11 protein-coding genes and 1 pseudogene are annotated in these 13,980 nt (G+C 42.3%); 5 read left to right on the top strand and 7 right to left on the bottom strand.

Annotated elements, in window-relative coordinates; all coding sequences use genetic code 11:
• Positions 1 to 252 precede the first annotated feature (252 nt).
• Both BUA78_RS08125 and BUA78_RS08120 read right to left on the bottom strand, forming a co-directional pair.
• A complete protein-coding gene (locus tag BUA78_RS08125; protein WP_072913026.1) occupies positions 253 to 1,830 on the bottom strand; it encodes a HAMP domain-containing methyl-accepting chemotaxis protein in 1,578 nt (525 codons plus the stop codon).
• Positions 1,831 to 2,045: 215 nt separating this feature from the next.
• A complete protein-coding gene (locus BUA78_RS08120; RefSeq protein ID WP_072913024.1) occupies positions 2,046 to 3,362 on the bottom strand; it encodes an MFS transporter in 1,317 nt (438 codons plus the stop codon).
• 283 nt (positions 3,363 to 3,645) lie between these two features.
• On the opposite strand from BUA78_RS08120, the gene pabB reads away from it, so the two are divergent.
• The 3 genes from pabB (at position 3,646) to BUA78_RS08105 (ending at position 6,576) form a co-directional block, all read left to right on the top strand.
• Entirely contained in the window at positions 3,646 to 5,409 is a 1,764-nt protein-coding gene (pabB, locus tag BUA78_RS08115) for an aminodeoxychorismate synthase component I (RefSeq protein ID WP_072913022.1), read from the top strand.
• Positions 5,410 to 5,414: 5 nt separating this feature from the next.
• Positions 5,415 to 6,020 carry an anthranilate synthase component II gene (locus tag BUA78_RS08110; protein ID WP_072913020.1) on the top strand — a complete coding sequence of 202 codons (606 nt, stop codon included), beginning with the start codon at positions 5,415 to 5,417 and terminating at the stop codon, positions 6,018 to 6,020.
• Between the two features lie 157 nt (positions 6,021 to 6,177).
• Positions 6,178 to 6,576 carry a hypothetical protein gene (locus BUA78_RS08105; RefSeq protein ID WP_072913018.1) on the top strand — a complete coding sequence of 133 codons (399 nt, stop codon included), beginning with the start codon at positions 6,178 to 6,180 and terminating at the stop codon, positions 6,574 to 6,576.
• A gap of 163 nt (positions 6,577 to 6,739) precedes the next feature.
• Here BUA78_RS08105 and BUA78_RS08100 read toward each other — a convergent pair whose 3' ends face one another.
• Positions 6,740 to 8,353 (bottom strand): peptide chain release factor 3, encoded by a 1,614-nt coding sequence (locus BUA78_RS08100; protein ID WP_072913016.1) that lies wholly within the window; start codon positions 8,351 to 8,353, stop codon positions 6,740 to 6,742.
• A gap of 253 nt (positions 8,354 to 8,606) precedes the next feature.
• On the opposite strand from BUA78_RS08100, the gene BUA78_RS08095 reads away from it, so the two are divergent.
• Entirely contained in the window at positions 8,607 to 10,217 is a 1,611-nt protein-coding gene (locus BUA78_RS08095) for a methyl-accepting chemotaxis protein (RefSeq protein WP_072913013.1), read from the top strand.
• Positions 10,218 to 10,319: 102 nt separating this feature from the next.
• On the opposite strand, the pseudogene BUA78_RS08090 reads toward BUA78_RS08095, so the two are convergent.
• A pseudogene (locus tag BUA78_RS08090) lies at positions 10,320 to 10,622 on the bottom strand (alpha/beta fold hydrolase); the annotation flags it as partial.
• Between the two features lie 233 nt (positions 10,623 to 10,855).
• Between BUA78_RS08090 and BUA78_RS20190 the strand changes: the two are divergent.
• Complete coding sequence (locus BUA78_RS20190; protein WP_175548989.1) at positions 10,856 to 11,032, top strand: hypothetical protein; 177 nt, start codon at positions 10,856 to 10,858, stop codon at positions 11,030 to 11,032.
• A gap of 133 nt (positions 11,033 to 11,165) precedes the next feature.
• Here BUA78_RS20190 and BUA78_RS08085 read toward each other — a convergent pair whose 3' ends face one another.
• The 3 genes from BUA78_RS08085 to BUA78_RS08075 all read right to left on the bottom strand — a co-directional run bounded on the left by BUA78_RS08085 (position 11,166) and on the right by BUA78_RS08075 (position 13,908).
• Positions 11,166 to 11,492 (bottom strand): ArsR/SmtB family transcription factor, encoded by a 327-nt coding sequence (locus BUA78_RS08085; RefSeq protein ID WP_072913011.1) that lies wholly within the window; start codon positions 11,490 to 11,492, stop codon positions 11,166 to 11,168.
• 213 nt (positions 11,493 to 11,705) lie between these two features.
• Positions 11,706 to 13,235: a sensor histidine kinase gene (locus BUA78_RS08080; RefSeq protein WP_072913008.1), complete on the bottom strand. Its 1,530-nt coding sequence runs from the start codon at positions 13,233 to 13,235 to the stop codon at positions 11,706 to 11,708.
• Positions 13,225 to 13,908, bottom strand: coding sequence for a response regulator transcription factor (locus BUA78_RS08075; RefSeq protein WP_072913005.1), 684 nt, complete (start codon positions 13,906 to 13,908; stop codon positions 13,225 to 13,227). Before BUA78_RS08075 ends, BUA78_RS08080 begins: the two co-directional genes overlap by 11 nt.
• Positions 13,909 to 13,980: the final 72 nt, after the last annotated feature.

Below are 13,980 nucleotides of genomic sequence, written 5' to 3'. Positions count from 1 at the left end.
CGGTATAAGAGGTGAGCACCACCTTAACCCTTTGTATCAAAGCGCTCCACATCATTTCACCATGGTTGGCAAATTAGAAAAATTAGCCTTGTTTACCTGCCTGTGAACCTACTAGGTTGTGGCTTTAGAATAGGTCAGGTTTTAGACACCGGCGGTAGCTTGAGTTTACCCTTAGGCAAATCAGAAATTCTTATAGTTTCTGACCTGCAAAAAAATAGCTGGCCCCAGATAGGCCAGCCACTCTAGCATTGGTTATATCTTAAATTTATCTACTAGGTCATTCATGTTTATTGCTATCCTCTTGAGATCCGCGGTGACCGCAGATACCTCTTCCATGGCAGCAGTTTGTTCTTCAGTAGAACTTGCTACATTTTGCACACCTGCAGCAACTTGTTCCGCAGCAGCGGCTACATCCTCAATTTTAAACGAAAGGTCACTGATTTCACCTAAAATGGCTTGTAATATTTCCCCGGCCTCAGTTGCTACTCTAACCCCTTTTTTAACCTCCAGATTTCCCTTTTCCATGGCCTCAACGGCTACTCTTGATTCGGATTGAACATTGTTGATTAACGAATAAATTTCCTTGGCAGCAACCGATGACTGCTCTGCTAATTTTCTTACCTCTTCAGCAACCACTGCAAAACCCCGGCCTTGCTCCCCGGCCCTGGCAGCTTCAATAGCCGCATTCAGTGCTAATAGATTGGTTTGATCAGCAATACCCGTAATTACATCAACTATTTGATTAACCTTATGCAGAGTATTAGAGAGTTCTTGCATCACCAGGTTAGCCTTTTCGCTTGAGTTACTGATAGTATTTATTTGTTCATTTACCTGCTCAATGCTAGTAACACCAGTTGATGCACTACTGGATATTCTTTGCGCAGCTTCGGCAACATTACTTGCATTGTTGGCAACCTGATCAACAGTAGAGGCAATTTCTTCTACCGTAGCCGCATTTTCGGTGGCCGCTGCAGATGTTTGCTCTGCCTGACTGGTAAGTCCCGTAGCTGTATCGGATACTTCCTTGGCCGAAGTAGTTACTTGAACCAGAACATCTTTCAGGTTGTTTTTCATTTTATTAAATGCAATCGCTAAGTTACCAATCTCATCTTTGTTTTTTATGACAATATCTGCACCTGTGATATCACCAACAGCAAGCTGGTTGGCAGCACTCTCAATTTGTTTTAGAGAAATACGAATGTTACGACTTAATAACAACGCTGTTACAGCTCCGATTAAAAAAGCCATCATTATTAACAGGCTAAGAGTCGCTTTAGATGCAGTATAAATTTGTTCTGCCGTTTGTGCTGCCTTTAAACCATTATCTTGGTTATATTTAACCAATTCGGTTAAATCTGTATTCAAGGTGTTAAAGCTTTGCAGTGAATCATTTTGCATGATACTCATAGCTTCAGCATTTTTTGATTCTTTACATAACTGAATAATCTTTTGGTTTAATTCATAGTAGGTGCCTAAACTGGTTTTTACTTTATTAAATATATTACGCTCGTAGTCACTTGAAATTGTCTTTTCGTAAAGGACCAAAGTGGTTTCTATTTCTTTTTTAGCCGTAGCCATTTCGTCTTCCATTAAGGCCAGTTCTCCTGGGTCGGTTGCTACGAGATGTCTAAATTCTTTAACTCTGTGGACTGCCACTAAGTTGCTGGTCATCTCAATCTGTTGCACACCAGGCAGCCACCCTTCAGCTATTTCATCTGTTATATCATTGAGATTTTTTAAGGCGTACGTTGAAAAGATACCTAAACCCACTAACATGGCCAGGAGTAATCCAAATCCAAGCAGCAACTTCACTCTAACTGTAAAATTCATTTCACGTTCCCTCCAGGTTATTATCCATAGCACCTATAAATCGAATGTTCGACGGAAATTGAAAAACGCCTGCCAATCACTGTTATTTATGCTAAATAACAGTAAAAATATAATATTTAGACATTTTGCAATACTGTAAATAAACCGAAAGGGCTTAGCCAATCAATTGGCCCTAGCCCTTTCAGTTTATTAAAAATAATTAAACCACTAAGCCTCTAATCCAACGTCTGACCCAAGGTTTCTGTCCCCAGAAAAAAGACAGCCAGAGCAGTAAGGGCAAATACCAGTGTCAGCATCCAAAAAACAGCCGTATAACCACTTTGTGCGCCCATCATTTGATAGACCATACCTACCAGATACGGTGCCGCAATGGCTCCCAGACGACCAATGGCGGCAGCCCAGCCAACACCGGTTCCCCTGGAGTTGGTGGGGTAGTTCTCCGGTGTATAGGCATAGACGGCTCCCCAGGCCCCTAAGCTAAAGAAGTATAACAAACTACCCGCGATTAAAATCTCTCTGACAGTCTCGCTTTGACCGAAGAAATGAGCAGCAATTGCAGTACCCGCCAAGTAAATAAATAAGACCTTCTTCCGACCAATCACTTCAATAAGGTAGGCGGCGGTAAAATAACCTGGTATTTGGGCCAAAGTCATTAGAAGAACAAATTGTAAACTCTTAATAATAAGAAAGCCCTTGCCCACCAGGAGTGTCGGAATCCACATAACAAAACCATAGTAGCCGAAATTTATCCCCAGCCAAAGGATCCAAAGGGTTAGGGTACGTCGCCACAGGGTGCTTGACCAAAGTTCACGGAAGGTTATGCCCTTGTTCTCAGTAAAACTCTGCACCTTTTCTTCTTCCGTCAATTTAATTCCGGCCTGTTGTTCCATCCGGCAGACAATGTCATCGGCCTCTTGGTAATAGCCTCTTTGCACTAAGAATCGTGGTGACTCCGGTATCGCTCTTCTTAAAAATACCGCCAGCAATGCTGGAACTGCCCCAATATAAAAGGCCACCCGCCAACCATATTCGGGTACCAATAGATATGCTACCAAAGCTGCTAAAATCCAACCCCAGGCCCAGAAGCTTTCCAATAACACAACAAAACGCCCACGCACCGAGCGGGGAGATATCTCGCTAATCAGGGTGGAAGCCACAGGTAATTCTCCGCCAAGTCCCAGCCCCACCAAAAACCTGGCAAATAACATCATGGTTAGTCCCGTGGCCATACCCGCGAAGCCCGTAGCTAAACCAAATAAAACCAGCGTTAGTAAGATGACTTGGCGCCGACCGTATTTATCCGCCAGCATACCACTAAAAGCGGCCCCCACGGCCATACCCACCATACCCACACTGCCGATTAACCCCAGTTCTGTGGGTGACAGGCCCCAATCCTTTTGTAGGGCAGGCATCACAAAGGATACCAATCCTACATCCATTGAATCAAAAAGCCAGCCAATACCCGTGGCCAGTAATATGTGCCAGTGCATGGGAACAACGGGCAGTCGGTCCAATCTTTGCGCTATATTCAAAAAGTTTCCCCTGCCTTTGTATAATATTGCTAGTTATTTTGTGTGTATTTTCCAGGTTATTTTATACCTTAATTTCTGCAAATTCAAGTTAGAAAATTTGGCTTGCCTGCCTGCTTGTGACCTATAAGGTTATGCCCTATAGGGTGCACCAAGTCTTTAGACGCAAACTAGAAATAATTTATAAAGGCCTTGTCAACTGAGTTAACTTAGGTAAAAATTAATGTTGTGCTTTAATTTCTCAAGTTTTAAGCTCTTTATGAATGGAGGCTTTACACGCTTTATTATGAATCTAATCCCCCCCAATAATATCGAATTAATATTTGAATTTAAGGAAAAGGAACTGGGCGGCAAGCCCCTTCGCTTTAGCACCCCCTTAAAAATCATTACTGCCCATGACCCGGCAGAAATTGTTCCTGCACTGACAGAGGTGGAAGAGGCAGTAAATGGTGGGCTGTATGCTGCGGGCTATCTATCCTACGAAGCAGCTCCAGCCTTCGACCCTGCCTATCAGGTCTGTGCAAAGCCCGCCATGCCGCTGCTTTGGTTTGCCCTGTTTACAGAACAAGAATTCATTGAGAAATTCCCGACAACATCTGGTTGGTACAAAACAGGCAACTGGGAACCCAATATAACAAAGTCTGAGTACAGACAGCGCATTGAACGAATCAAAGAGGCCATTGAGCAGGGTGACACCTATCAAGTTAACTACACCATCCGACTTAAGACAAATTTCCAAGGTGACGATATGGCTTTCTATCACCGCCTCAGCGAATCTCAACAAGGTCAGTTTTCAGCGTACTTGAATATGGGGCGCTTCCGGATTTTATCTGCTTCTCCGGAGCTATTTTTTCGCCGGGAAAACAGCATCTTAACGACTAAGCCCATGAAAGGCACCGTCAAGCGCGGCTATACCTTGGCAGAAGATCAAGCCTTGAAAGACCAACTAATAGCGTGTGAAAAAAATCGGGCGGAAAATCTTATGATAGTTGATCTGCTGCGTAATGATTTAGGACGGTTAGCCAAACTCGGTACTGTGAGAGTGACTAAACTTTTTGAAATTGAAAAATATCCGACTGTCTACCAGATGACCTCCACCATTCAGGCCGACTGCCGTCCAGAAACTACTATGGTAGATGTAATGCGAGGGTTATTCCCATGCGGCTCTATTACCGGCGCACCCAAGGTAAGCACTATGAAAATTATTGCTGAGCTAGAACAAACACCCCGGGAAGTATACTGTGGTGCAATCGGCTACCTATCGCCGAAGGGCAAAGCAGTCTTTAGTGTACCCATTCGAACTGTTGTTTTAGATACGACAGCCCATACTGCCCAATATGGGGTGGGGGGAGGGATTACCTGGGACTCCACCACTGAAGGGGAATATGACGAAATCCTTGCTAAAGCCGCTTTGTTGAAAGTACAAAAAGTTAAGTTTGATTTATTGGAAACACTGCTCCTTCAAAACGGTGTTTATGCCTACCTAGAACGCCATCTTAACCGACTGCAAGGTTCAGCGGATTACTTTGGCTATTCTTTTTCAGAACAAGAAATACGCCAAAAGTTAACAGCCCATGCCGGGGTTTACCCTGGCGCAAGCCACCGCGTTCGTCTACTACTGTCTGAGGAAGGCGGGGTGTGTATTGAATCTAGCCTCTTCACTCCAGATAGTGCTGACATTAACCGGATGGTTACTCTGGCAGAGCAGCCCATTAACCAGCACGATCGCTTCCACTATCATAAGACAACAAACCGGGAGCTTTACCAAAAACATAAGAGGGTCAGACCCCAAGCTTTTGATGTATTGCTTTGGAACGAAGCCAATGAGTTGACAGAGTTTACCATTGGCAATGTTGTGTTGGAAATTGACGGTAAAAAGATAACACCCCCGGTTTCTTGTGGCTTGCTACCCGGGGTTTTCCGTGAAGAACTCCTAGCCCAGGGAGAAATTGTTGAAGGAGTGTTAACAAAGCAGGACTTATTGTATGCTAGCCGAGTTTGGCTGATTAATTCTCTGCGTGGGTGGGTGCCCGTTACTTGGAAGGAGTAAATGATATGGTGTTGCTTATAGATAACTATGATTCCTTTACCTATAACTTAGTGCAATATCTGCTGCAAATGGGTGAGGATGTCCGTGTTTACCGTAACGATGAAATAACAATTGAAGACATACATCACCTGCGCCCTGATCATCTGCTGATCTCCCCGGGTCCGGGTAACCCATCTAAAGCAGGGATTTCTCTGGAAGTAATTCACCGCTTTCATAGGCTCATCCCTATTTTAGGGGTTTGTCTAGGGCACCAAGCCATTGCCCAGGCCTTTGGCGGAGAGATAGTAAAATCCCTGCAACCCACCCACGGCAAAGTAAGCCCGATTTTTCACGATGGTGCAGGCTGCTTTGCTAATCTGCCAAACCCCCTTCAAGTGACGCGTTATCATTCCTTGACGGTGGAACCTAGAACCTTGCCTCAATGCCTAACTGTCAGTGCGGAAACATCGACAGGAGAAATTATGGCTATCCGACATAAACTCTATCCAGTGGAAGGGGTTCAATTTCACCCAGAATCCATTATGACCGAAAATGGCCTGAAACTGCTGTGTAACTTCTTTAGCAGGACTTTAACTGGAGAAATTAAAAATGTCATCGTTAGATCTAATTAAATACTATAGGGCAGTATATTCCTCACTTTGCATAGACTCTTGGGGAGCATGAAAACACTATAAAAACCTTAGAATATGTTAATCTTATCTTGCTTATACAAGTGTGAGAAACATATGATTCTTTGATTATTTATATAACAAAAGAGGAGATGATGGTTTGAGCAATTTAAAAGTTATTCGGATAAACACTATATTGTTTTTTTGTGGCTGGACTGCAATCCTTCTTGCAGGTGCGGACTTTCCGCCACCAATTGGATTTCTGTGGTTAGTTCTGCTGACTGCAATTTTAGACTTTATTCAATATAAATATTTGCAAAAGTTTTTACCGCATTTACTTGAAAGAAAGAAGAATCTATTTGCAAAAAATCTACTTTTTTTTACAATTGGTGGAGCAGTGGTGTCGGTCTTATGCTTGGCTGAACAATATAAAATCACTTTTGGAATGAGTATACCTGATATAATAACGTGGATTATTGTACTTACGACAGTAGGGGCTATTTACGGAGTATTCTTTTGGTTTTTTAACATTTTATTACTGAAATTTTTTAAAATGTAGATTATGAGCATAATCTAAATTACATTTATTACACAATTTTTAGCTATATGCATTAAACCTTTTTCTCAAACCATCTTAAAACCGACAAGCCAAAAAAACTACACCCAAAAGGGTGTAGTTTAAATCTGTGTAGATGCACTATCTAGTAAATGCTGGTCACCTGCTAGGCCCCCTCAGCAGTAGCGTCTGCTCCTCTAATGGGTGGATGTTCCAAGTAAGTAACCTCTGGATGCCGCTCAGCCTCCCAGTTAAAGGCCCATTGATTGCGGAAAAGGACCACAAAATAATCGTCATCATCCAGCAGCACCAGATTGTCCATACTCTTGAGGGAACGGGCCGTCAGGTTCTCCCCCATCGCCCAGCGAGCCATGGTGTAAGGCAAGTGCTCGATACTGATATCCACACCATACTCATGGGTTAGGCGATATTCCAGTACTTCAAACTGCAATATCCCCACCGCCCCAAAAACGGGAGATTCCAGGCCAATGTCGGGGTAGCGAAAACGCTGCACCGCTCCTTCATTGGTAAGTTGTTCTATCCCCTTAACAAACTGCTTGCGTTTCATGGCATCCCTCAGGTGCACCCGAGCAAACAATTCCGGTGAAAACTTTGGAATAGCCTCATAGGTAAAGTTACTTTTTTCTGTTAGGGTATCACCGATACGGAAAATACCTGGATCGAAAATACCAATGATATCACCCGGGTAGGCTTCATCGATGGTAGAGGCATCCTGAGCCATAAATTGCTTGGATTGAGATAAACGAATAACTTTACCAGTGGGGACATGTTTTACCATCATACCCCGGTTGAACACGCCGGAGCAAATCCGAACAAAGGCTAGTCGATCCCGGTGTGACGGGTCCATATTCGCCTGAATTTTGAAGACAAACCCAGAAAACTCTTGCTGCTCAGGTTGAATTATCCCTACACTGGAGTTTTTCTCATGGGGGGCTGGGGCCATCTTAATAAAGGAATGTAAAAATGCCTCCACCCCGAAATTAGTCAAGGCACTGCCGAAGAATACCGGAGTCAGTTCCCCCCGAGCCACCATGGCCAAATCAAATTCATCCCCAGCTAAATCTAATAGTTCTAGGTCGTCCTTTAATAATTGATAGGTCGACTGGTCCATAGCTCCCACAATGGCTGGGTCGGACAGATCCCCGGTTTTCGTGGCCACGACGGTGGCCCCATGTCCGTTACCTGAAAATAGCTCAATTTTAGAAGTGGATCTCTCATAAATACCCTTAAAATCTCGTCCCCGGCCAATAGGCCAGTTCATGGGGTAGGATTTGATGTTAAGTACCTTTTCCAGTTCATCTAATAAATCCAATGGCTCTTTGCCATGGCGATCCATTTTATTAATAAAGGTAAAGATCGGAATCCCCCGCTGTCGGCAGACATGGAACAGTTTTTTTGTTTGTTCCTCTACCCCCTTGGCAGCATCAATTAACATGACGGCACTGTCGGCTGCCATTAACGTGCGGTAGGTATCTTCACTGAAGTCCTGGTGACCCGGCGTATCCAAGATGTTAATTTTATGTCCTTGATAATCAAACTGCAGCACACTGGAGGTTACCGAGATACCCCGCTGCTTCTCTAGTTCCATCCAGTCGGACACTGCATGCTGTTTGGATTTACGTGACTTCACGCTACCAGCCAACCGCAGCGCGCCACCATACAGGAGCAGTTTCTCGGTCAGCGTCGTTTTGCCGGCATCGGGGTGAGAGATAATGGCAAAGGTTCTTCTTCTTTGAATCTCATTTTGTATTTCGCTCATGCTGTTTATAGCATCCTCCGTTTCATTCAGCGTACTGCACATGGTTAGAAAACCCGAAACTTACAAAAACGTGATTGTAAGCCTGCATTCTATTTTAATCTAGAATTAAGTCATTAGACAACTCTAAATACGTTGCTTCCTTCATTTTGGACCTCTAAAGATGTAATGAAAATTTAATGTGATATTTTGTACTCGAACAATAATTTTATGGTAGTATATTCTATACCATTGAATATGTGGGGGAGGAAGTCAAATGAAGACCTTGAGCAAGATAAACTTAAAAATTCAGTCTAAATTAATGCTTATTGGTATTATACCCATTATCTTGTTTAGTCTGGCAAATCTTTTATTCATACTGCCTCAGATCAAGAGTGAGATCCACAAAGAAAAGGATACTCAAATCAAAGCCCTCGTGGAATCTGGCTATTCCATCGTTAGTTATTATCATGGTCTTGAGCAAAAAGGCCTATTGTCCACCCTAGAGGCCCAAGAGCAAGCCAAAGAAGCTATAAAAACCATTAAGTACGGCCAAGACGGTTATTTGTGGATAGATAACACTGATTATATCGTGGTAATGCATCCGGTTGACCCCGCCTTAGATGGCACCAACCGCCACGATACTCAGGATGCAAAGGGAAAATACTTAGTGCGGGATTTTGTGGATGGTGCTATTAAAAACAAAGATCAAGGTCACTTTGAGGATTTCTGGTTTCCTAAGCCCGGCACCAAAGAGGCCTATCCAAAACGTGGCTATCATAAACTTTTTGCCCCCTGGAATTGGATCATTAATACTGGTATTTATGTAGATGATGTTGAACAAACAATTGCCTATGAAACCAATATCATACTGGCAATCAACTTACTTGTGGCTCTGGCCACCTTGGCCCTCATTTTCTGGTTTACACGGGCGGGGATTATTCACCCCATCAAAACCGTGCTTAACAAGCTAAATGACATGTCCCAAAACGGCGGCGATTTAACGCAGAAAATTGAGCTTAAGAGTAAGGATGAATTGGGTGACCTGTCTCAAGCTATGAACAAAATGACCGAAAGTATCCGGGTTCTCATGATTGGGGTGCTAGACAAGGCACAAATTGTAGCCACTTCTGCAGAACAACTCTCTGCTAATTCCCAGCAAACCTCCGCCAGTATCAGTGAAATGACAGCCAGTGTTAGCAATGTGGCAACGCAAGCGGAGGAAGTCTCCCATAACACCTCTCGCATTGATGAGGCTTCCACCAAAGCCTATAAATTTGCAGATCAAGGTGCGGAAGGAATCGAGAAAATCCACCTGCAGATGGCTTCCATAGAACAATCCACCAGCAGTGTCAATGAGGTTATTCAAGGATTAAATAATACATCCACAGAAGTCACTAAAATTGTTGACTTAATCAACGCCGTCGCAGAACAAACCAACCTATTAGCATTAAACGCAGCTATTGAAGCCGCCCGAGCGGGCGAACACGGTCGTGGATTTGCAGTGGTAGCAGAAGAAGTCCGCAAATTGGCGGAACAGTCTGCCGGAGCCTCTAAAGATATTTATGCCCTGATTAGCAATATGAACCAAGAATCCGAACGTGCTGTGGAAGCCATTACCAGTAGTACACAGGATGTCCAAACAGGCATCCAAGTAATTGGCGAGGTAGGGCAATTATTTAATCATATTATCGATACCGTCAAGGGTCTTGCTACAGAAACACAGAAGGTCACTTCAGCCATTGAAGAAATCGCTCATTCTGTTCAAAATGTTGCAGCCATGTCAGAGGAACAAACGGCGGCAATGGAAGAAGTCGCCTCCTCGGTAGATCAACTCACCGGCCTGGCTAATTCACTCCAAGAAATGGCCAATAAATTTAAATTGTAGATCATTTCCCTTACTAAAGCACTAACACCCTTTTTTTCTGGGTATTAGTGCTTTTAATTTTGCTTTAACCCTACCATTGTTTCCTTGATATTACTATGGCATTTATCCAATAAATTGTGCTAATTCCCTGTTAAATTTATCCCGCTCTTCCCAAAACAGCCCATGACCGCTATACTCAAACGGCACAAGCTTAGAGTTCATAATTCCTTCATGTTGTGCTACAGCCAAGGGGAATGGACAAACTTTGTCATGAATACCATGAAGAATTAAAGTAGGGACACGTATTGTCCCAAGATCGGAAAACAAGCTTTCATCCCTAAGCGAAACTGCAAGTGCCGCAGTAGACCACCCTGCTGCCTGTAGTCCTAATTGAAAGAACCAATCCGAGAAAGGGACTGTTACATGGGTCTCCCTCCCTCAATGAATTACTTGAGAATAGGTTATTCAATTGGAATTACATGGGTGATTCTTTCTATGATTAAAGTAACTTGCTGCCTTTTGCCTTCGGGTAGTCGCAGGAGGAAAGCACACTATATTGTTTAGACTAATTTTAAAATTAGAACTTTTAATGGTTAGACAACTTTTTGTGGTAGAATATTCCTCGTCACAAAAAATTAAACTTGGAGGCAAACGACATCATGAAGAAGACAGACTCTAAAGGTCAAACCAAACTAAAACCCATAGGTATTTTAGCAATTATTTTATTTAGCCTTTTGATTTTCTTAAGTATTCAGCCGGTGTTTGGTAATGATATTAATTCCGAACAGGCTGAACAAAGTAAATCCCCCATACTCTTGAAATTAACCCGAGGCTAGCTGTAGCTAGCCCTCTTTACAAACACTTCACCCCAGAGTTTAAAGAACTCTGGGGTGTGTACATTAAAAAAACTTGGCTTGTGCCAAGTTTTTTTATACTTTCTGAAAGTGAAAAATAGCCATCGTTGATAGCTTATTTCTCTGTGAAATTTTCAAAGGCTTTCATGGTTTCATTGGCTTGCTTAAACAATATTTGATCGGCCAGCTTCAACAGCTCAATAATCTCGGGATACTTGATACTATAGATAACCCGCAGACCTTCCTTTCTACTTTGAAGTACGCCCTGTTTTTTCATAAGTGCCAGGTGTTGTGAGGTATTTGCCTGCTCTACGTTAAGTTGTTCAAAAATATCACAAACACAGTGTTCACCGTTCCGCAGCAACTCCAAAATACGGATACGGGTTGGGTGAGCAATTGCTTTAAAAATATCGGCTTTATACTGGGCTATTTTCTCCTGCACACTGTCACCACCTTACAACTCTATTCTTATTATATAGAGTTCGTCTCTAAAAAGCCAGTCGTGCAGCAGCCTACTTTACACCTCTAGATTCATAGAAAGTCACCCCTTCTCTTGGCAAGGAGTGACTAAAATCTAGTCTTCTTCCATCATCCTTTACTATCTGCTCACTTTATCGTTACATTCTATGCTTTCTTAATGATCCCTAATTCTATCTTATTTGGGTAAAGAGATCCTAATCTTGGTGCCTTCATTCATTTTGCTTGTTACTTCAATATTCCCACCATGCATCTGGATAATTCTTTTGGCAATGGCTAAGCCCAAACCCGTTCCACCTGTTTGTTTTGTCCTTGATTTATCCGCCCGATAAAAGCGATTAAATATATGCGGCAAATCTTCCTGGGCAATACCAATACCGCTATCCTCAACGGTGAGCACCGCCTTGTCATTTTGAGAGTAGCAATTAATGATTATTTTGCCACCCTTCGGGGTGTATTTAATACTATTATCAATAAAAACCCGCATTGCTTCTTTCAGCAGCTTGCGATCTGCCTGAATAACGATATCCTCGCAGCGCTCGGATATAAATTCATGGTCTTGGGCAATTAACTTGGATTCTTTGCTAACTTCATCGATAAGTTCCTGTAGCGAAAATGCTTTTTTGTCTAGCTTTTGAGAATTCTTATCTCCTCTGGCTAAAAACAAAAGTTTTTCTACCAGTTCTTGCATGTTGATGGCTTCTGTTTTAATAGAGCCGATGGACTCTTCAAGAATTGATTGATCATTTTTACCCCATCTATCTAACAAATTGGCATACCCTTGAATGACCGCTATGGGGGTTCTTAGCTCGTGAGAAGCATCTGAAACAAATTGCTTTTGTTGTTCGTAGGAAAATTGTATCCGATCCAGCATACTGTTAAAGGTTTCCGCCAATTCTTTAAGTTCATCCTGTGAACCTGTAACATCCAGCCGGGTATCTAAAGCATTAACGGTTATATTTTTCACAGTTTTGGTCATTACCTCTACTGGTTTAAGCATCCTTTTGCTTGTTCTCCAACCGATGATTATCACAATCATGATGGCTACGACCGTTAGGGTAAAAAGTACGGAAACTAGAACCCCGACACTAATGGTTTCCTTCAACAAATGATGGGTGATTTGAATGTGAATATTATTTGAGTTCCAAAACATCGTATCCTGTAAAACTATGGCCAAACCCGTCTGATAAGGGATCGCCGTGTAGAAATGATTGCTCGGGAGGTAATTCCTGTTGAACGAAAGAAAATATTTCCCTTCAAAATTAACGTGATTCGTTTGATCATAGAATGCTGGGATGGTGTTTCCCCCGGTTGTATATAAAACTTTTTGGTTTTCATTAAATAGAGTGATCTCCACCTGCTCCAGTTTGGCCAAGTATTCAATATTCTCGCTGGGTATTTCTGTAGATTCTGTTAGATAAGACGTGACAATTTGATAATTCTTATCTAACTCTTCAGCAGCATCCACTCCCAAATAGGCCATTGTGGCAGCACAGATCCCCGTGTTAAAAAGCAGCAGCACAAAGGTAAAAATAAGGGCGTACATCGTGGTAATTTTAAAGGTAATCGAAAAATGCAGCCGTTTAACTAACCACTTATGAAATTTGCTGAGGGCTAGCGGTATAACTTTAAACAACATCATCAACAGTCTAAATAAAATCTTTATTACTTGCCGTAATATTTTCCATAGAGACCGTTTATTCTTCATCTTTTAGCAGGTATCCCACCCCTCGGACCGTATGAATGATCTTGTGGTTAAATCGATCATCAATTTTACTCCTGAGGTATCTAATGTATACATCTACAATGTTGGTATCCCCCATATAATCATACCCCCAGACTGCTTCAACAAGTTTTTCCCTGGTGAGGACAATGTTCTTGTTTTCCAAAAGATATTTCAGTAAATCAAATTCTCTTTTGGTTAATTCAATCGGGTGCTGGTTATAGGAAACCGAGTACTTGTCCAAATCTAGTCGTAACTCATTTACCTCTAAAAGGCTACTTTTCATGACTTGTGCTTTTCTCTTTAAAGCAACTCTAATTCTTGCCAACAGTTCCTCGATGGCAAAAGGTTTGGTAATATAGTCATCCGCACCCATATCCAATCCCATGACCTTATCCATCGTCTCATCCTTAGCTGTCAGCATAATCACAGGAATATCTGAGTTTTTCCGTATTCTTCTTAATATTTCCAAACCGTTGATAGAAGGCAGCATGATATCCAAGATAATTAAAGCAAAGTCTCCATCCAGTGCTTTTGTCAACCCGGTTCTGCCATCATAGGCTTGCTCAACTTGATATCCTTCATGCTTCAGTTCCAGTTCCAAAAAGCGAGATATTTTCACTTCATCCTCAATGAGAAGAATTTTTTGTTCATTCATTAAAATTCCTCCAAAATCATATTAAAAGTGCAAACAATACTGTCATTATACCCGTTCATGGCGCAAAGGACA

This window comes from Desulforamulus aeronauticus DSM 10349 (assembly GCF_900142375.1).
GTDB classification, from domain to species: Bacteria; Bacillota; Desulfotomaculia; order Desulfotomaculales; family Desulfotomaculaceae; genus Desulfotomaculum; species Desulfotomaculum aeronauticum.
This window is presented reverse-complemented; position numbering and strand designations above follow the sequence as displayed.

Coding starts and splice junctions, on each gene's coding strand:
- BUA78_RS08125 (WP_072913026.1), bottom strand. CDS start 1,830: ATGAATTTTACAGTTAGAGTGAAGTTGCTGCTTGGATTTGGATTACTC.
- pabB (WP_072913022.1), top strand. CDS start 3,646: ATGAATCTAATCCCCCCCAATAATATCGAATTAATATTTGAATTTAAG.
- BUA78_RS08110 (WP_072913020.1), top strand. CDS start 5,415: ATGGTGTTGCTTATAGATAACTATGATTCCTTTACCTATAACTTAGTG.
- BUA78_RS08100 (WP_072913016.1), bottom strand. CDS start 8,353: ATGAGCGAAATACAAAATGAGATTCAAAGAAGAAGAACCTTTGCCATT.
- BUA78_RS08095 (WP_072913013.1), top strand. CDS start 8,607: ATGAAGACCTTGAGCAAGATAAACTTAAAAATTCAGTCTAAATTAATG.
- BUA78_RS20190 (WP_175548989.1), top strand. CDS start 10,856: ATGAAGAAGACAGACTCTAAAGGTCAAACCAAACTAAAACCCATAGGT.
- BUA78_RS08080 (WP_072913008.1), bottom strand. CDS start 13,235: ATGAAGAATAAACGGTCTCTATGGAAAATATTACGGCAAGTAATAAAG.
- BUA78_RS08075 (WP_072913005.1), bottom strand. CDS start 13,908: ATGAATGAACAAAAAATTCTTCTCATTGAGGATGAAGTGAAAATATCT.